19 protein-coding genes are annotated in these 16,950 nt (G+C 64.7%); 2 read left to right on the top strand and 17 right to left on the bottom strand.

Features of this window, described 5'->3' with window-relative positions:
* The 17 genes from UK12_RS29255 to UK12_RS29180 form a co-directional block, all read right to left on the bottom strand.
* Positions 1-1,231: fibronectin type III domain-containing protein (locus UK12_RS29255; protein ID WP_045306203.1), on the bottom strand; the 1,231-nt coding region annotated here is incomplete at its 3' end.
* Between the two features lies 1 nt (position 1,232).
* The gene (locus tag UK12_RS29250; protein WP_045306202.1) at positions 1,233-2,081 is read right to left on the bottom strand and encodes an Ig domain-containing protein; all 849 of its coding nucleotides are present in this window, start codon (positions 2,079-2,081) and stop codon (positions 1,233-1,235) included.
* 170 nt (positions 2,082-2,251) lie between these two features.
* Positions 2,252-4,054 (bottom strand): glycosyl hydrolase family 28-related protein, encoded by a 1,803-nt coding sequence (locus UK12_RS29245; protein WP_197085256.1) that lies wholly within the window; start codon positions 4,052-4,054, stop codon positions 2,252-2,254.
* A gap of 41 nt (positions 4,055-4,095) precedes the next feature.
* Positions 4,096-4,467: a hypothetical protein gene (locus UK12_RS29240; protein WP_045306200.1), complete on the bottom strand. Its 372-nt coding sequence runs from the start codon at positions 4,465-4,467 to the stop codon at positions 4,096-4,098.
* 4 nt (positions 4,468-4,471) lie between these two features.
* Positions 4,472-4,939: a hypothetical protein gene (locus UK12_RS29235; protein WP_156178996.1), complete on the bottom strand. Its 468-nt coding sequence runs from the start codon at positions 4,937-4,939 to the stop codon at positions 4,472-4,474.
* Between the two features lie 154 nt (positions 4,940-5,093).
* On the bottom strand, positions 5,094-5,936 hold the full coding sequence (locus UK12_RS29230) for a hypothetical protein (protein ID WP_045306198.1): 843 nt from the start codon (positions 5,934-5,936) through the stop codon (positions 5,094-5,096).
* A 2-nt stretch (positions 5,937-5,938) separates the two neighbouring features.
* Positions 5,939-6,496: a phage tail fiber protein gene (locus UK12_RS45185; RefSeq protein ID WP_442973890.1), complete on the bottom strand. Its 558-nt coding sequence runs from the start codon at positions 6,494-6,496 to the stop codon at positions 5,939-5,941.
* A complete protein-coding gene (locus UK12_RS29220; RefSeq protein WP_156178994.1) occupies positions 6,414-6,677 on the bottom strand; it encodes a hypothetical protein in 264 nt (87 codons plus the stop codon). The genes UK12_RS45185 and UK12_RS29220 overlap by 83 nt, the downstream gene beginning before the upstream one ends.
* 128 nt (positions 6,678-6,805) lie before the next feature.
* Positions 6,806-7,129, bottom strand: a complete 324-nt coding sequence (locus UK12_RS29215) for a hypothetical protein (RefSeq protein WP_156178993.1) — start codon at positions 7,127-7,129, stop codon at positions 6,806-6,808.
* Positions 7,130-7,601: 472 nt separating this feature from the next.
* Positions 7,602-8,279, bottom strand: a complete 678-nt coding sequence (locus UK12_RS41730) for a N4-gp56 family major capsid protein (protein WP_052682252.1) — start codon at positions 8,277-8,279, stop codon at positions 7,602-7,604.
* Between the two features lie 290 nt (positions 8,280-8,569).
* Positions 8,570-8,800, bottom strand: a complete 231-nt coding sequence (locus UK12_RS41725; RefSeq protein WP_045306194.1) for a hypothetical protein — start codon at positions 8,798-8,800, stop codon at positions 8,570-8,572.
* Positions 8,801-9,117: 317 nt separating this feature from the next.
* Complete coding sequence (locus UK12_RS40125) at positions 9,118-9,291, bottom strand: hypothetical protein (RefSeq protein WP_156178992.1); 174 nt, start codon at positions 9,289-9,291, stop codon at positions 9,118-9,120.
* Positions 9,292-9,322: 31 nt separating this feature from the next.
* A complete protein-coding gene (locus UK12_RS29200) occupies positions 9,323-10,135 on the bottom strand; it encodes a hypothetical protein (protein ID WP_045306193.1) in 813 nt (270 codons plus the stop codon).
* Positions 10,136-10,155: 20 nt separating this feature from the next.
* Positions 10,156-11,661 carry a phage portal protein gene (locus tag UK12_RS29195; protein ID WP_269432053.1) on the bottom strand — a complete coding sequence of 502 codons (1,506 nt, stop codon included), beginning with the start codon at positions 11,659-11,661 and terminating at the stop codon, positions 10,156-10,158.
* A 224-nt stretch (positions 11,662-11,885) separates the two neighbouring features.
* A complete protein-coding gene (locus UK12_RS29190; RefSeq protein ID WP_045306192.1) occupies positions 11,886-12,620 on the bottom strand; it encodes a hypothetical protein in 735 nt (244 codons plus the stop codon).
* Positions 12,620-13,012 (bottom strand): hypothetical protein, encoded by a 393-nt coding sequence (locus tag UK12_RS41720; RefSeq protein ID WP_045306191.1) that lies wholly within the window; start codon positions 13,010-13,012, stop codon positions 12,620-12,622. The genes UK12_RS29190 and UK12_RS41720 overlap by 1 nt, the downstream gene beginning before the upstream one ends.
* Before the next feature lie 65 nt (positions 13,013-13,077).
* On the bottom strand, positions 13,078-14,595 hold the full coding sequence (locus UK12_RS29180; RefSeq protein WP_082120035.1) for a phage terminase large subunit family protein: 1,518 nt from the start codon (positions 14,593-14,595) through the stop codon (positions 13,078-13,080).
* 101 nt (positions 14,596-14,696) lie between these two features.
* Between UK12_RS29180 and UK12_RS29175 the strand changes: the two genes are divergently transcribed.
* Complete coding sequence (locus tag UK12_RS29175; protein WP_082120034.1) at positions 14,697-15,758, top strand: tyrosine-type recombinase/integrase; 1,062 nt, start codon at positions 14,697-14,699, stop codon at positions 15,756-15,758.
* Between the two features lie 282 nt (positions 15,759-16,040).
* Positions 16,041-16,523 (top strand): KTSC domain-containing protein, encoded by a 483-nt coding sequence (locus tag UK12_RS38545; RefSeq protein WP_197085253.1) that lies wholly within the window; start codon positions 16,041-16,043, stop codon positions 16,521-16,523.
* Positions 16,524-16,950 lie beyond the last annotated feature (427 nt).

Here is a 16,950-nt window from a genome sequence, read left to right as displayed (position 1 = left end):
CCAGGACCAGAAATCCGTTGCCGCGCGCCTGGATCCAGTTCAGCGCCGCGCTGATGACGGTCTGCGGGGGGACGCCGCCGGAGGCGGTGGTGTTGGCACAGAGGTTGATCAGCAGGACGTCGTCGATCGCGGCGAAGCCGGCGGCGAGGACGGTGGCGAGGTTGACGGGCTGGACGCCGTCGCTGCCGCCGGACAGCTGGATGCCGGAGGCCAGGACGGGGGTCCAGGACGCGTCGGGGGTCTGGCTGGTGCCCGGGGTGGGCGTTCCAGGCATGAGGTTGGCGACCGTGATGTAACTCGACCCGGCGATGCGCGAGTTGATGAGAGAGACGATGTAGCGGGGGTCGGTCGGTATGAGGCTGACGTCCTGCCAGCTCTCGACGATGGACCCGGCTGCGGTCGAGCCGGCCTTGACGAAGAGGTGGAATTTCCCCAAGGTCCAGCTGGGGGCGAGGTCGATGTACAGGCTGTTGCCGAAGGCTCCTGCGCCCTTGGCCGTGATCTTGAGAGCGGGAACTCCCGTGTAGGCGGTGAGAGTTGAGAAGGTGGGCGGCGTGGCAATGCTGGGGCCGGCCGAGGTGCCCTTGTACGGGGTGACCTGGAAGGTGTAGGTGGTGCCGGGGGCCAAGTTCGTGAAGATGGCGGTCAAGGTGCCGGACCCCTGGGGGACCCAGATCAGCTGGGCTACAGCACCCGGGGTCGTCGCGGTGCACGTCACCTGGTAGGCATCGACGGAGGCGGCCGGGGTGAGCGCGGGCCACTGGATCCCGATAGCCCCCTGCTCCGGGTTGATCGTGGGCGCGGTGACGGTCGCCAGGACCACGCCGGTGACAGCGGCCGTGGGCGCGGTGCCGCTGCCGGAGGGTGCGGTGCCTGGCGGAGTTGCCGTCTGCGTCGTCCTGGCCGGGATCGGGACGTTGAGGATCGTGGTGCTGGCCGCCACCGAGTCCGAGGAGGTGGCCCGCTGGATCCACGCCGCCGAGCCCCCGTTGGCGAAGTACTGGTAGACCTGGTAGGGGAGGTAGTCCAGGCCGGTGCCGAAACCCCCGTACAGGCTCTGGAACTGGGCCCAGGAGCGTATCTTCACCGGGTCGGTGGGTCCGGCGCTGTGCGTGCCCACGAAAGCGGCCACCGCCGTCCCCGGGGCGGTTTCAGGCTGGGGGAGCGGCAGGAGCTGCTCCGAGACGTAGACGCCGGGGCGCTTGAACGGGTATGTGGTCGGTGTCGTCAATTCAGCTCCCGGAGACGGCGATTGAGAGGGTCTGCCTGGCGACCTGTGAAGGTGAATCGGAGTCCGTGAGGCCGAACACGAGCGAGATGGGGGAGACGGTCGGGGCCGTCGGCGTGCCGAAGAGCTGGCCGTCTTCGGTGAGCGCGAGGCCGGGTGGCAGTGCCCCGGACTCCAGGACCCAGTGGTAGGGCGGGACGCCGCCGGTCGCGGTCAGCGCGTACTGGTAGGGGGTACCGATGAGCGCCGGCGGCGGCGCATTCGACGCGGAGGGGGCCACCGCGACGGGCGACAGGCGAACGGTCGGGTCGAGCGGCACCTGGTGGCCGGCGGCGTACGCGGGGGCGTCCACCAGGTCCAGCGCAATCGTCTGCACCTGGGTCAGATGGTCGATTTCGCTGAGGAACAGCTCGGCGCTGACCCGGATCGACCAGGCGGCAACAAAGAGCCGCTTGCCGAGCTGGTCCTTTGTCTCGGTGCTCTCCGGGCCGCCGAGAATGTCCAGGCGCCTGACCGTGCCGTCCTGTGGCACCTGCAGATACCCGAACCGGGGCGGCAGCCGGTCGAACTGGAGCAGCTGGCCGATCAGCTCCGTCATGTGGGCCTGCTTCCGCGTGAATGCCTCGATCTGGTAGTCGATGGCCAGCGGGACGGGCATCTGCGCCGAGTAGGGCGACCGCGTCGGGTCGTTGATGTCCGGCCAGGGCGCGAGGCCCTCGGGGGCGTAGCCGATCGTGGTGTAGCCGCGTGCCTCGCGGTCGGTGTCGCGGCTGATCCCGGTATGGGTGATAAGGACCAGGGGGAACCCGGAGTCGGCCAGCTCGTACTCGGGGTTCCTGAAGCGGATGGTCACGGGGCGGCCTGCCGGCCCTGCGGTCGCGTCATGGACGGCCAGGCCCTGCAGCTTAGTCTTCAGGGCCGCGTCCTCATTCGCGAGCAGTGGCACAGGGCACCCCGGTACAGGAAGATCGCTATTTCGCTACCAGGGTGCCCAGGGGCATTTCAGCCGAGGTAATTCGCGGTCTACAGGAGCGTCCATGTCCACGCCGGGGTGACGGTGTAGGTGAGGGCGATCGTCCGTCCCGACGGAAGAAGAAACGGGCCGGAAGTGAGGCCGGTCGCGACCCCGTCAACCGCGACACCGGTGACGGTACCGCCGGAGATGCAGACCATAGCGTCCCGCCAGGCCGGCGACTGGAACACCGCGCCGGACGCGGGAACGGCCGGCGCAGCGAACACGCCGGGGGCCCGGTCGAGATACTCAATCTTGATCTTCGTCGGGTTCGGCACGGCGATCGCCGAGATGATCCCGCACAGCCCCACATAGCCGACCGACGTCGCGTCCGGATCCCTCACATGCGCACCGGTGATGTTCTCGACATCCAGCATGGCGACGTACAGGCGCGCGGTCGTGGTGACCAACAGCGCGTTGGTACACGCCTCCACACAGGCATACACCACCATCAGCTGGTGCTGCGCGGTGCCCGACTGCTCGAAACTGCCAATCGCGACCAAGCCGTTGTAGCAGTAGACGGCCTGGATCTGGGTGACAACGCAATGCTCGGCCAAAAACGCCCCGTACGTGTAGCCCTCGACCGAGAACGAATCGACCTTGCAGAGAGCATTGTTGGCCGGGAACGGCATCGCCAGACCCCAGTCGAAACCACTGCCGTTCGGCCAGACCATCGAGGTCGGGGACTGGTCCGTGAACGCCGAGGCGCTGATCACGTGCGCCTCGGCCATCCCCCGGAAGTCAAAGGCGCTGATGAACCCGCTGCTGTGGTTGCCCTTGACCTGGACCTGGATCCCATCGACCACAACCAGGACGTTGTTGAACAGCGTGGTGGAGCCCTGGCCGTAGCCATGCTGGGGGGTAGGGCCGCCGAGGACGCTGCACTCGCCGTTGGTCGAGTCCATGAGCTCCTGGTAAGTGGCCTTGAGAACCGTTCCGTTGATCTCCGGGGCGGTCTGCTGCCAGTGCGGAAGTGCCGTCGAACCGGTGCCCTTGAACCGCACCGTGACCTTGCTCGCGGTCGGCGCGATGACCGGGATCGGCAACAGCGCGTTGCCCGCCGTCGCACCCCCCTTCACCGGCGGAGACGACAGCAAATACGTCGCCTCCGGGAACAGCACCGTACAGTCGAACCGCCCACTGCTGACGGCCCACGCCACAGCAGCGTTGATCGCAGATCGGATCGCGGCAGTGTCGTCCGCCACCCCGTCCCCAACCGCCCCGAACGCCCTCACACTGAACACCGACGGATCGCTGGCCCCAGTCGGCGTCTGCCACGTGGCCGCAGTCCCACCTGTGGCCGTCAGCACCTGGCCAGCCGTCGGCGTCCCCGACGCGGTAACGCCCCCAAGCCCAGGCCCCACCGGACCCGCAGGCCCCTGCGGACCCTGAGGACCAACCGCACCAGCCGGACCCTGAGGCCCAGCCGGACCCACGACAGGCAGGTACTGCCCGCTGTACGCGGTATGCGGAGCGATCTGCGACAGATCAACCGTACTCGGGCTGCTCGGCAACAGAATCGAGTACGTCCGCTGCGCAGACAGCGACGGATCCACCGCAGCCGCCGCCGAAACCGACGCAGACGCGTACAGGCTCTCCTCCACCTGGTACGTCCACCCCGCCGGCGACATACCCGGACTGTCCGTCGCGATCAGTGAGACCGCAAACTGCCCGTTCTGATCCAAGGCCACCCGCGCCGGCAGCGCACTGATCGTCGCCGCACCCGGGAGCGTCAGCGTGGCCGGCGGCGTGAAAACGAGCGAGCCCTGAAGGGGCGTCCCCTCAGGATCGAGGTAGCGCCCCGTCAGGGTCACCGTACTGATCCCCGGAGGGAACGAGTGCGTGGTCGTCATGCTCAGGAGACCGCTGCATGCGGCGCCCGCAGCACCACCGACCACACCGGCTCCGCCGGAGCCACACCGGCCACCGGCTCCTCCACCGCGACCCATACCGCGTCAGAGACCACGTCCTGGTGGCCGACGATGGCCCCGACCGAATAGGTCCCGGCCGGATCCCAGGCGCCCTGCCACGACACGGCGAACGCGCCCGCTGCGCCCGCTGCGCCGACCGGTCCAGCGGGTCCGGCGGGGCCGGGTTCGCCCTGCGGGCCCCGGACACTGTCCTCGAAGCGGCGGACGGTCTCCTTCAGCCAGTCAAGGTTGTGGAGGACACCGACGTGGAAGTGGGAACTGCCGACCTCGGGGGTCTCCGGCGGGTTCGCGGCCACGGCGTTAGCTGCGGTCGTGATAGATGGCTCCATGAGGCAGTCCCTTCGGTGCAGATGCCAGTGGTCCCGCGAAAGTCGACTGCGTGTACTCGTTGTCGAAAGAGGGGTCCACCAGGTAGTCCCGGAAGATCGGGTCATTGACCAATTCGTCGTTCATGATCTGCTCTGCCGAGATCGTGACGATAATGTCCCGCCGGCGGATCTGACCGCGAATATCGACGTGCTTCACGCCGAACACGATGTTGTCGTAGGTGATCCGGTCACGCTGGAACACGCCGTGCTTCAGGTCAACCTCCGTGAGGCCGACCCTAGTTAGCTGGTCGAACTCACACAACACCGTGAGCGAGTCCATGATGTACAGCCCGGAATCGCGAGGCTCCAGGTTCGCCGCCTCGTTATGGTCGACGTGTAGGGCGGGCACCTGCCACGCCCCATAAAACGCCTTGCCGGCACCGGCGCCCTCGTCGTACACCGGGTGCACCTCGCTCGCGGAGTAATCGAACCGCCAGTACGTGAACGAGTCGCCAGCCGCCCGCTGGAACCCACGCAGACCCTGATGAATCAGCCTCGTCTCCGCGTTCTCACTCCAACGCCCGCGCTTCCAGTCCGGCCTCGACCGCACGCCACTACCCCCAAACCCCCGGCATCACCGGAGACGGAATCCCCGACGTGTCCTCGTACTCCTCACCATCAACCGGCGGCAACAGGCGCTTCGGCAGCGACACGTCGTCGTACTCACGCTCCCTGAACTCAGGCACCAGACGATTCGTCGTCCGCGACACCCGACGCAGGTTGAACATCTCGATCCGACCAAGGCCCACATTCAGCTGCTGCGACAGCTGGTTGTACCGCCCCGTCAGCCCCGTCGTCGCAGTACCGATATGCGCCATGAGCTGCTGGTACCGCTCCGACCGCCGAACAACCGTCCCCTCCGCCGTCACGATGTCCACATCCGTGGCCGCATCAGTCGCCAACGTCCACAACACGTTGATCGCCGCCAGGTAAGCCACCAACGGCTCCTCCACCGGCGGCAACGTCTCAACCGTGAACGGCTGATCGGTAAAGTGGATGAACCCGCGCTCGTCCCGGTACCGAACCTGAATCGTCCGACCATACGTGTGCTGCGCCAGCGCATCGCTGACGTACATACTCAAGTCGTCGTCGGAGAACATCCCCTGGCTGCGACCCTCCACCCGCAGGCTCTGGCCATGGTGCAGCGGCGAGTAGCCGGGGCTGATTAGCACGATGCGCCCCTCGACCTGGTCCAGGACGTAGTCGACACCCGGCACCAGGAGCACACCCCTCGGCGGAGTGCCGGCCGTCACCGCGACAGTCGCCGCCGCGACGTTCGTCTCCGAGAGGTCGTAGGAGCTCAGCTCATCGCCACCGAGGTACGTGTCGACGAACGGCGAGCCCAGGTCCCCCACTTCGGACCGGATACGCTTGATGAGCGCCGCCACCGTCGTCATGGTCAGCTCGTCGACAGACTCATGGACAAAGCGCCGACCGCGATCTGCAACGCCTGATTCTGCTGAGTCGCAAGCGGCGTCGCCAGATTCCACACCATCAAGCAGAGCCCGTTCGCACTCGTCATCCTCGTCACCATCGCCGCCGCCTGCACCGACGTGTTCAGACCAGTCGGATCCGCAAACGGCCCAAACTGGATCAGCACACTGTTGGACACCGACCGAGACGCCTGTGCCGGCGCACCCCACGGAATCGGCTGCCGCGCGTACCCCGTACCACTGACCTCCAAAGAGGCCAACGTCGCCATCGTCGTCTGCGCATCCGTCACCGTGCTACCCAACAGCATCAAGTAGCTGCTCCTCGGCTGCGCGTCACCAGACTGCGCCTTGGCGGTCCACTCCGCGTCCAGCGCGGTGGATTGCCCCGCCAGGTACCCAAGACCGGCCAAGGCCCCACTCAGGGCTATGAATCCGGCCACGTCACGCCCCGATCGAGTTCTGCGCCACGAACTCCGCCCACTCCGGCGGCTCCGCACCGGTGGTGAAGAGCTGGAGAAACGCATCCATCCGGAACTGGACGGTGTGCGCCCCGACGACCCCGGTGCTCGTGGTCTCCAGCCAGAGCACGACCGGCGACTCCTCGTCCAGCGCGCCGATCCCCGGCGTCCCCGGCTCGTAGACGTCGACCAGCCGGAACTGCCGGGGAACGTCGACACCGTTGACCGTCACGGTCGCCGTCAGCATGCCGACTCCCGACCCGTAATCCTGGAGCAGCTGATACCACTGCCCCTGCTGCGGAGTGAGGCTGGCGTCCGACAGCGAAACCGGGGTCGAAGAGTCAGCCGACGAAATGTCCGTCATGACACTGCCTCCTAGAGCCACTGCCAGACGTAGCCAAGGTTGTGCAGGTGCAGCGCCACGTTCATCGGCACCTTGTAGACCTGGCCCTCGCGGAACTCGTACACGTTGCCCTGGCCGATCGTCACATGCTCCAGGTCACAGGCCACCCGGATCGTCGCGAAGTCCGGCGCGATCTGCACCGGAGCTGCCACATCGTCATCCCCTTCGGCTGGTGCAACCGACACCGCCTCCGCGCTGGTCAGGTCCACCGGTACATCGAGACTCGCCGTCGACATCGCGTTCCGAAGAGAAACCTCCTCCTGCCGCGCGATCAGCTCCTCCTTGTGCTGCTCCATGAGCACGCGCTTCCGATTCCCGGTCATGTCCTTGGGGTTGGGCTTAGTACGAGGCTGAGCAACCATATTCTTCTCCTAGTGATGTCATCTTAGAGGGGGGCGAAGGCACTGCCTTCGCCCCCGTTGGCGCGTCCGTCAGTTGGTCGCGCACTGAACGACTGCGTACTCCGTAATGAGTCCCAAACCCCAGATGCTGTACCCAAAGCTGTTACCCCTCCGGATTGCTCCGGAGTGGGCCGGTCGTTTCCGCCGGCCTCTACGGCTCTCACCGTAGTTCGGACTATCTCTTAGCCTCAGAGAGGCTTCCCGTACATAGTCTCTGAACCTTCCCGTCGGTCTCCCAGGCGGGCTCGGCTGCTGATTACCCCTGCTGCTCGCTTTTCGAACCGTCACGCTTGGACTTTGGCCCTACGTTGTGGTGCGAGCAGGTGGCTCGGGCTTCTCGGCAATTCTCGGGATTTTCACTCACAGCTCACGCTGCGAGGGCCCAGTTCTCATAGGCAAGGGCATGTTCACGGCCAAAATCGAGCACCCCGCCGTCCCTCAGTTCGACCGGGAGGGAAATCGCGTGGCCGGCAGCATTGTCGCCGATCACGAGGGCCCGGTAGATGGGGTTGGCCGGAGCATTCGGGTTGGCCGGGGTGGAAGTCACTGCCGGAACGGCAGGCACACCACCACTGGCGGATCGGGCCGGCTGGCCCTGCCAGGTCTGAGACGTCCCGGTCGGGATCGTTGTGCCCAGCTGGGTAGTCGGCGGGGGCGGGTTGATGTTGCCCTGGAAGACCTGAGTCGTTTCGATGAAAACGACGTCGTTGAGGCGGCCAATTTCCCCGAGCATGAAGTTCCCGGGGGCTGCGTACTTGGTCACCTCAATGAACTCGGGATCATCACGTAGACGCCGGCTCTGATGAGGATGGACAAAAGCTACGTAGGTCTCGCCGAGGCGTGGGACGTTCTTGGTGGCGAGAGTCTCCACGGCATCCTTCACGAGTGCAGCCGTGAAGTAGAAGCCGCCGTTCGCAGTCATCGTGGCCTCGCTGTCCGCGAAGTAGCCGCGATCGTACGGAGACATCTGCGTACGTGGCAGACTGCCCGACCAGTTGGCCATTTTGTCGTACCCATAGAGCACTGAGGGCGCCCCGAGCAACACATCACGGCACTGCGAGCTGTTACCCCCCTGGTTTCCCAGGGTGGGCCGGTCGTTTCCGCCGGCCTCTCACGCTTTCACGTGAGACCCGACCATATCTTGATCCCGGAGGGATCTCCCGTGCATGGTCTGTGAACCTTCCCGTCGGCTTTCGCCAGGCGGGCTCGGCTGCTGATTTTCCCTACCCTCAGCTTTTCGAACCATCACGCTCGGGCTTTCGCCCCACGTTGTGGTGCCGAGGTCTAGCAGGAGGTCCCAGCAATTCTCGGGATTTTCACTGACGGATTACTCCGTCAGGCGGCCAAAGCGAGACCGTCGAGGTAGGTTGCCATGTTGCGTCCGAGGAGGCGTGCGGCCGAGGCCATGACGTCATCGAACGAGCTGTTGAGAAGCAGCTCGGTGACGGCGACAGCAAAGCCCTGCTCAGCCACCGTGATGGTGATCTGCTCAGCAGTCAGAGCGTGGGTCTCCATACGGACACCCTCGACCAGCTGCTGTGCGCCATCGAGAGAGCGATAACGCATGAACGAAACCTGGAGACCCGGCGCGGTTCCGAGCTCAGTCTTCTTGCAATCTGTTACCCCTCCGGATTGCTCCGGAGTGGGCTGGTCATTTCTGCCAGCCTCTACACGTCTCCGTGCAGTTCGGACTATATCTTCACCCGCGTGGGGTGACCCGTGCATAGTCTCTGAACCTTCCCCAGTCAAGGGGCTCGGCTGCTGATTTTCCCTACCCTCAGCTTTTCGAACCGTCACGCTCGGGCTTTCGCCCCACGTTGTGGTGCCGAGGTCTAGCAGGAGGTCCCAGCAATTCTCGGGTTGTACTCTGGCGGATTGCTCCGTCAGGCGGCCAAATCGACCATGAACTGCTCGAACCGGAGGATCGGCATGGCCTGAAAGAGGATCTCTTTCGACCAGAGTTGCTGGATGCCCGGTGTGAGCATCGACGACGACGACGCGGTATACGCCGTCGGGGTGGAGGACAGAAGCGGTGTCCCCGTTATCCCACTTGCCATAGTTCTACCTCTCTAGGTAGGCGGTGGAAGGTCAGCCGAAGAGACCGCGATTCCCGGCTTCAGATGCGGCTGCACCCAGAAGTTGAGAGCGGTACTTCTTGTACTCATGCATCGGCATGTTCTTGATCTGCTCCGGCGTGTACTGCCGGGCGCCGGATTCGTTATCCAGCGGCCCGTGGCCGGTGAATCCGGTCGGAGCGGTGCCCCGCATCTGCGCCCGCTGGGCAACCTGCGCCTGCTGCACGGACTGGAGGATCGATTCGGTCTTCGCCTTCAGCAGCTCGATCGAGGCGTCAACCTCCTCGCGACTGTTTCCGGCGACCAGGTCGACGAGCTCAGGCGCGATGGACCTGGCCTCACGCTCCTGAGCAAGACGCTCCTGGGTATAGGCCGCGAGCTGCGCGAATTCCGTTTCCTTCGCGAGGGTGGCGCGCTCGGTCTCCCGCTCACGCTGCAGGACCTCGAACCGCTGCTCCCATTCCCTGGACCGGGCCTCCAGGAGGTCGCGGGCGGACATCTCCGCCTCGCGCTCCGCCTTCTCGCGGAGCCCCTGATCCTGGGCCTCACGGGCGCGATCGGCGTCGGCCGCAGCCTCTCGGGCTGTGGCCTCGTCCTTCATGCGCTGGAGCTCGGCCTCGACTGCGGCAGCACGTTCGTCGGCCTTGTTGAGCCGGCCGTACAGCTTTTCCTTCTCCTCCTGGCGTACGCGCTCGATGTCAGCGGTGGTGAATCGCTGCTCGGAGGCGGGCGGAGTGAGGAGGAACGTTTCGCCAGCGGTGGCCGACGGGTCGGCGGTGTTCGGCTCGCCGGTCTCAGGAGTTGCCTCGACGTTGCGGGGGTTCATTCTGGACTTCCACTTCTGTGTTAGTCCGAGTCTTTATCCGGGTTTCTCCGCTGGGCGAGCTTCGTCCCTTTGGAGAGCGTCACGAGTTCGTTCAGCATCGACTGACTGTCCGTGCCGGCCTTGATGCCTGGAAGCCCAGGCAGAGGGCCAGCGTCCGCGCCTTCCGAGGCACTGCCTTCGGCACTCGCGGGTTTCGGAGCATCGACCCCTTCCGGAGGGACGCCCGTGGCCTGCAGGATGGCACTGTTAATTTGAGCGCGGATATATTCGAGCGCGCCGTCTTCCTTGGTCTCAGTCAGGCGTTCGTCGTATATCTCTTGCATCTTGACTTCTGGGTAGACCTCTCCGAGGTCCCGGAGCGCGCCACGCTTGGATTCCAGGCCAAGGCTGAGCTTGACCTGGATCTCGTTGAGTTTGACGAGTGCGTCGACCGGCAGCGGCGGCGGCCAGTCGCAGGTGATGTCGTAAACTGCCGGGTCCGCCGGGTCGAGAGTCGGCGGCTGGTCGTCGCTGGTGCGGATTCCGTCCGTGTCTGGGTTGTACGCGAGGGTCTCGGGCTCGTACAGGAAGAGCGTTCGGAGGATCAGCTCGTTGATCATCCGAAGTCCGATGGAGTAGTTGGTCTGCTTGAGCGCGTACCGGGACATAATCGGCTGATACATGATTGCTAGGGCCACCCCGCTCGTATTCGACGCGGGTTGCATCTGGCCTAGCGCGGTTTCCGGGACGCCGGTCAGCTCGTGCATGGAGCGCTTGATCAGATCGAGGTAAGCGAGGGGGCCTGCAAGGTCGACGCCGTTCTCCAGGTTGAAGACGTTGGCGTCTTTGGGGAGGCCACCCCAAACCTTCTTGCCGCCGCCACCACGCTCTAGGTTGGTCGCCTTGGCGCCCGTAATAATGGTGACTGGTGCCGCGCAATAGTTGATTATGTCGGAGACCTCAGTGGCCTTCTCGTTGAATTCGCGATTCAGCGGGATGATGTCCACGATGTCCGACAGGCCCCATGGGGAGCCGGATACGGAGATGTTCCGGATGTGAACGATGGGTATCATCCCCAAGGGGTTCTCTCGGGCGTCGAGAAGCTCGTCGTTGACGTACTCCTCGATGTACTCCTCAGTGATGATCTCCGTGTAAGTGAATACGTTTCTGGTTCCCTCCAGCGAGGTCCCGTAGAACTTGTACTTCAACTTGAAGCGCAGCAGCCTGTCGCGGTCGTGCGGGTGGTACTCGGGGAAGCACTGGGCCGCGTTGAGGGGAAGTATTCGGACGCGCCCAGGGTGTTCGTTGCCGGCCGGGTCGACCCACGGCGCCTCGTAGGCGATCTTGACAAAGCAGTCCCCGGCAACTGAGCCGTTCTCGCCCATCTGCCAGAGCGTGGACTTCTTGTCGTTGTCGACGGTCCATACGCGGTCGAGGAGTGCGGGGATGATGTGTTCGTAGCGCTTGTCGCACTGGAAGTTGATGCCGCGACCGAAGGTGAAGTTGGTGATGTATCGGCTGAGTGCGGCGACGTAGTTGACGGTGATGTTGGGCTCGCCGGCCTCGCGCTTATATGCCCAGTGGTAGCCGAGGTAAATAGAATGCCCAAGCGTTCGAGTAGCGAGTCAGGCGTAATCGAGGGCCGTGCACTTCGAACTCTTCGTCGGCGAGCTCGACCAGGCCGAGCGGGCTGACGGAGATGGTCAGGTCGCTGGCGGCAGCCCGCATGGACGGGGAGACAAATGCAATGGACATCGTGGCATCACCTCCTTTACGGCTTGGGGAACGGGGCTCCGGTCCAGGGGATGGTTACGGCATAGATTCGGAGCGGGGTGGTTGAGTTCTCGTCGCTCCAGATGACGTTTCCTGGGGCGACTTCCCACGCTTCGTTGATCTCGATGGTCTGGTACAGCGTGTAGGAGACGCCCGGTTCAAGGGTCTCCATGAAGAAGTCTTTTCCGGTCCAGTCCGCTGCAGAAATAAATGTGGTGTCGCGGTCCGGGCTTCCCGAAGGGAGGAGGGTGGTGCCGGTTGCTCGCATTTGCAGGCGGCTGACGAGCGGCGATGAGATCGCGTCGTTGTACCAGCCCCAGGACTGGACGCTGTACGCGAATAGCATCGTCCGGTACGACTGCGGCGGGATCGACAGTGTCTGTACGACGTACGGCCACGTCGTTGAGATGTCCAGCCGGATTGGCGGCCCGGTGTAGCGGACGGCGTACGCGGCTGGCTGCCGCTGAAGGGCAGCGATCTGTGCCTGGAGGGCCGTGATCTGGTTGGTGTGCGTCGACAGGGTTGAAGTCAGCCCTGCAATCTGCGAGTTGACGTTCAGCAGGTTCTGGCCGGTCGTCGGCGCCGGGGTCGAACTGGTGGCTCCAGAGGTCAGGACCAGCTTCAAGAAGTTATCGATGCTGTTAGCTAGTTTGGCCACGTCGGACGGGACGTCAGGCAGGTCGCCCTCTGCTGGCAGGGGGAGGCCGGCCCAGGGCGTCGGCGCTGCGGGCATCAGTCGACTCGGGCGTAGTTGTGGCGGTTGTGGTGCCCGTCGCCACGGTTGACCTGGAGGTAGGTCTGCTCGGCCTCGCTGGCGCCTGCGGCCATCTCGCTGATGAACGTGGGGGCCTCTGGCCAGGATGCGGAGCCGACGTGGGCACGCTCGCGCATCGTCTCCTCAGGGCTCTTTTCGAAGACGTTCGCGTTGTGGTTGGCGCGGCCGGGCGGGGTCTGGTAGCCCTGCATGGCGCCGCGCGCGAATTCGGACGGCACGTCCTGGTCGCTCGCAATACCTTCTTGGAAGCGCAGCGGGCCCCGGCGGGTGGTGTTTGCCGCCTGCTTGGTCTCGTAGTGCCGGTCAGCGGACTCGCGGAATTCCGGGTCCGGCGCGAGATTCCGTGCCATGGTTCCTCCTGTGAGCTGAGACGTCTCACGGGGGATCGTGCTGGTGCGGCTTTTGGTGCGGGTAATTACCAGGGGGTGTGGGTCATTTCGGCCTCAGGCATCGTCATCTCGGCCGTCAGGTAAAGGGCGTTGGAGAGGGAGTCCACGTAGTCGTCGTGGGCCGCGTCAACGGCTGGCGCGGCGACGATGATGTGGGGGCCCTGGTAGTTGAGTTCGGCGTCTTCCATCTGCTGCCTGAAGTTCCGCCAGACACGGAGCTGACGGGTTTTCGCGTGGGCCGGCCACGCGAGGAGCCCCTTGTTCATCAGGTCCATCATGTGGCTCCAGCGCTTGGTCTGGCTGGTGCGGTCCGACTTGAGGTCGCGTATGTCCGCGTGGGGCATGAGGACACGCAGACGCTGGGCTACGACGTCGCCCAGGCCGCCAGCGTCGATACCGACCGCGAGGACGTTGTAATGGCTGAGGAAGTCGACGATACGGAAGTACTGGGTCTCCCAGTCCTGGCCTTGAAGGTCGAGCCAGTTGAGGATGCGGTGCTCGTACTGGCCGTGTTCGTTCGGATAGTCGAAATTTACCCAAACTGCCGTGACGACGGTGGAGTCTGTTTTTCGCGCGGGGTCGATGCCGACGACGATCGGGGTCTTGTGCCAGTCGGTGACGACGCGCATCTTGGTGTCGCCGAGGGCGTCGAACTTGTCGGAGGTGACGAGCATGCCCTTGTCGAGCATCCAGATCAGCCTGTAGGACAGCTTGAACTCGTCCGAGTCTTCACCCAAGCGTTCCATCTCGGAGCGGACGAACTTTCCGTAGCGGGGGAAGTGTTTGGCGACGGTCTTCCACTCGACCTCGAAGTGGTTCTGTCTCTGGCCCCTGCGGGTCGCGGCGCGCTTGTTCAGCTGGATCTGGTTGTAGAAGCCGGACTTGTTGTAGGTGGGGGTGCCAGTCATCACGATCGAACCCGCAGTGCTGGTGAGCATCGGGGCGATCGACTTGTTCACCACCTTGTCGTCGGCGGCCTGGCACTCGTCGATGAAGACGACGTGGTAGGTCTGGCCCTCGATGGCCGCCTTCGGGTGGGCGGTCTGCCGGCGGATCAGCGAGCCGCACTTCTTCAGCCTGATGACCTTGCCCCGGCTTTCGAGCCTCTCGTCGATCTCGGGGTCGGCGAGGATCTCCTGGGCCCGCTCGGAAGTGAGGCGGCTGACGATGCGGCTGTAGAGGGTCTCTGACATCTCGTCGGTAGGCGCGAAGACGCCGACCCAGAGACCTTCAGAAAATTTGCTGAGGAGGTCTGGGAAGATCTTGGCCAGGCGGGGAAGCATGATGACAGCGCCGGCCACAGTGTCGGCCACTGTCTCCGATTTCCCAGATTGTCTAGACCACAAGGCAGTAATTTTGGCGCTGTCCTCGGTGATCAAAGACTCCAACACCCGGTAGGCGAAGGGGCGCTGGTACGGCCTCAGTGGATGTCCGGAGAGCTCGTCGATCACCAGCAGGATCTTCTGGACGATCACATCGACCAGGGTGGCCTTGTCGTGGGGGAGCGCGGCCTCGTCTTCGGTGGCGGTGACGTCGTCGGGCATGCCCGGAAGCTAGATCCGGACAATTCGGCGCAAATAATGCGTGATGAGAGTCACGAAGCCTGATTCAAAACTTAATCAGGCTCGCGCGCTAGGGTGTCGCCATGGCGCCACTTGTTGTCACAGAGGAGCAGCGGCGGGTGCTCGCTGCTCGGCACTCATGGGCCCGGCCCGTCACTGACGAGGCTGGGAACGATCTTCGGACCCCGGTTGAGCTGCTGGAGTCGCTGTTGTCGAGCGACTTCACCTCCGACAGTCAGAGGAACTACCGGACGACTGTGAAGCAGTTCTTCGACTGGATGGCGGCGTTCCAGCCTCAGACTCCTGTACTGGAGACGCAGCCGGGGCATATCGAGGAGTACCGGAAGTTCCTGGCGGACCCGGCTGGTCTCTTCAAGCCGAACCTGCCGGGGAGCATCAATGTGAAGGTCGGCAGGATCTCGGGGTTCTTCCAGTACTGCGTCGACCAAGGGCGCGCCGCGAGCAATCCCGTTGTCCGGCGGAAGGGCCGGCGGCGGGCGGTGGTCGGGCAGTACAAGGAGATGCTCACGTTGGGGCAGATCGGCGCGATGCTTGAGGTGGCGGAGCGGGAGAGCCACCGTACGAGCGTGGTCATTGCGGTTCTGCTTGGTATGGGGCTGCGTAACAGCGAGCTGCACATGGCGCGGGTGGAGAACCTGCAGGTTGAGGGGGAGGAGTGGATGCTTACCATCTCCCGCAAGGGCGACCGCGAGGTGAACGGTGAGAAGGTCCAAGAGGACATGCAGACCCTGGACGTCCCAAGGGCTCTGGTGCCGATCCTTGTCCCGTATGTCACCGGCCGTACGGAAGGGCCGCTTATTCCTGGGGGGACGATCGGTCGGCCCGACTACGACAGGCCGCTCAGCACGGCCGCCATCTACGACACGGTTGTGCGTGTTGGCGCTCAGGTCGCGCCGCAGATGAACTTCTTTCCTCACTACCTGCGGGCCCTCTCCTACACGATGGCGAGCACGGACCCGAATGCGGATCCGCGCCGGGTCGCCGACTACTTCGGGCACCGGGAGCAGAGCTCGGGTCGCGCCTACGACCACCGCGTGATGCTTCCCGGGCCGGGGCTCTTCAAGAACCCTGTCGGCCTTGACTGGGCCACTCAGCGGGGGACGCGGGTGCGGCGGGCGGCGTAGCTGCGAATATTGGCCGAGGGCCCTCCTCTTCTACTGTGCGCTTATCGGTAGAAGAGGAGGGCCTGAACTATGGCGTCACGCCGACGGATTGGGATGGGTCCTCAGGATCCTGGGAAGGGTCGAAACCCCGCCAGGGCGAACGGCAAGGGGCTCAACTCCCTCTTCAAGAATACCTCTCCGGGGCCGCAGCCTCCGAAGCGCAGGCCGCTCGGGCATGGTGGCCTTACCTACCCGCAGGCAGAGACGCCGGCGCAGCGGGCGGAGCGGCTGAAGAATCGGGGTGTGACGCCTCGGCGGACGGGCGATGAGCGGGCGCTGGAGGATCGCGGCCTGATTCGGGGGCCCGGTCAGCCCACGGGTATCGACTCGTTCACGAAGCCGTGGAGCCGGTCTGAGAAGACCCAGCTGGAGATCCGGCAGGCGATCGACAAGGCGGCCGGCAGGCTGAGTCTGGAGAAGCAGGCCGCGCTGCGGCGGGCCGACTGGTACGGCGATGACTCCGGGCTTCTGTCGGTGCGGCCGACGAACACGAGTGATCCTGGCCGGCCGCGTACGTTGGCGGCGGGCTGGGATTGGAAGTCGGGGACGCTGTTCGTCCGGTTCCGTGGGCGGGAGCTCGCGCAGGGGGTGTATGCGGACGGCGTTGGCTACGAGTACTACAACGTGAGCCAGGCGGAGTGGGACTCGTTTCGTACCGCCGAGTCCCCGGGTGACTACATCAACAAGGTGCTCAACACGAAGCCCTACACGCCTGCGACTTGGTGATCTGATGCTGATACGACTGACCCGCTGCGGGCCGGACTGGCCGCGTCGGTACGCGAGTTTCCATCAGGAGATGGTGCCGCCCTACCGGCGGGCTGAGCGGGTGACGGTGCTGCGGCTCGGCCGCAGGGGGCTGGTGGTTGGCCGTTGGACCTCCAGGGCGGTCGACTATGACCAGGCTGTTGAACAGGCCCTGGGAGTACGTGAGGTGAGTCGCGTTGAACTGCCATTTGATCAGATGCCCAAGTCGGAGGTGGCCTAGTGTTCAAGGGGTTCAGGAAGGCTGAGGCGCCGTTCTGCCAGCACCCGCTGTGGGCACGGTCAGTCGATCGTACGAGGAAATTGTCGGCCTCTCAGCTCGGTGACTGGGGGACGGCAATCAGCGGACACGCGATGCGTCTTCTGGAGCAGGGCCTGGAGGCGCCGGAGG

The sequence above is a fragment of the Saccharothrix sp. ST-888 genome (assembly GCF_000955975.1).
Taxonomy (GTDB): domain Bacteria; phylum Actinomycetota; class Actinomycetes; order Streptomycetales; family Streptomycetaceae; genus Kitasatospora.
Note: the sequence above shows the minus strand (reverse complement) of the source record. Positions and strands in the feature narration are given on the sequence as shown.

Bases quoted from the DNA above. Each gene is read 5' to 3' on its own strand.
- UK12_RS29180 (WP_082120035.1), bottom strand. From the start codon at position 14,595: ATGCCCGACGACGTCACCGCCACCGAAGACGAGGCCGCGCTCCCCCAC.
- UK12_RS41720 (WP_045306191.1), bottom strand. From the start codon at position 13,012: ATGGCACGGAATCTCGCGCCGGACCCGGAATTCCGCGAGTCCGCTGAC.
- UK12_RS40125 (WP_156178992.1), bottom strand. From the start codon at position 9,291: ATGGCAAGTGGGATAACGGGGACACCGCTTCTGTCCTCCACCCCGACG.
- UK12_RS29175 (WP_082120034.1), top strand. From the start codon at position 14,697: ATGGCGCCACTTGTTGTCACAGAGGAGCAGCGGCGGGTGCTCGCTGCT.
- UK12_RS29230 (WP_045306198.1), bottom strand. From the start codon at position 5,936: ATGACGACGGTGGCGGCGCTCATCAAGCGTATCCGGTCCGAAGTGGGG.
- UK12_RS41725 (WP_045306194.1), bottom strand. From the start codon at position 8,800: ATGCGTTATCGCTCTCTCGATGGCGCACAGCAGCTGGTCGAGGGTGTC.
- UK12_RS29220 (WP_156178994.1), bottom strand. From the start codon at position 6,677: ATGCTGACGGCGACCGTGACGGTCAACGGTGTCGACGTTCCCCGGCAG.
- UK12_RS29200 (WP_045306193.1), bottom strand. From the start codon at position 10,135: ATGAACCCCCGCAACGTCGAGGCAACTCCTGAGACCGGCGAGCCGAAC.
- UK12_RS29190 (WP_045306192.1), bottom strand. From the start codon at position 12,620: ATGCCCGCAGCGCCGACGCCCTGGGCCGGCCTCCCCCTGCCAGCAGAG.
- UK12_RS29215 (WP_156178993.1), bottom strand. From the start codon at position 7,129: ATGGAGCAGCACAAGGAGGAGCTGATCGCGCGGCAGGAGGAGGTTTCT.
- UK12_RS45185 (WP_442973890.1), bottom strand. From the start codon at position 6,496: ATGCGTTTCTCCAGCTCTTCACCACCGGTGCGGAGCCGCCGGAGTGGG.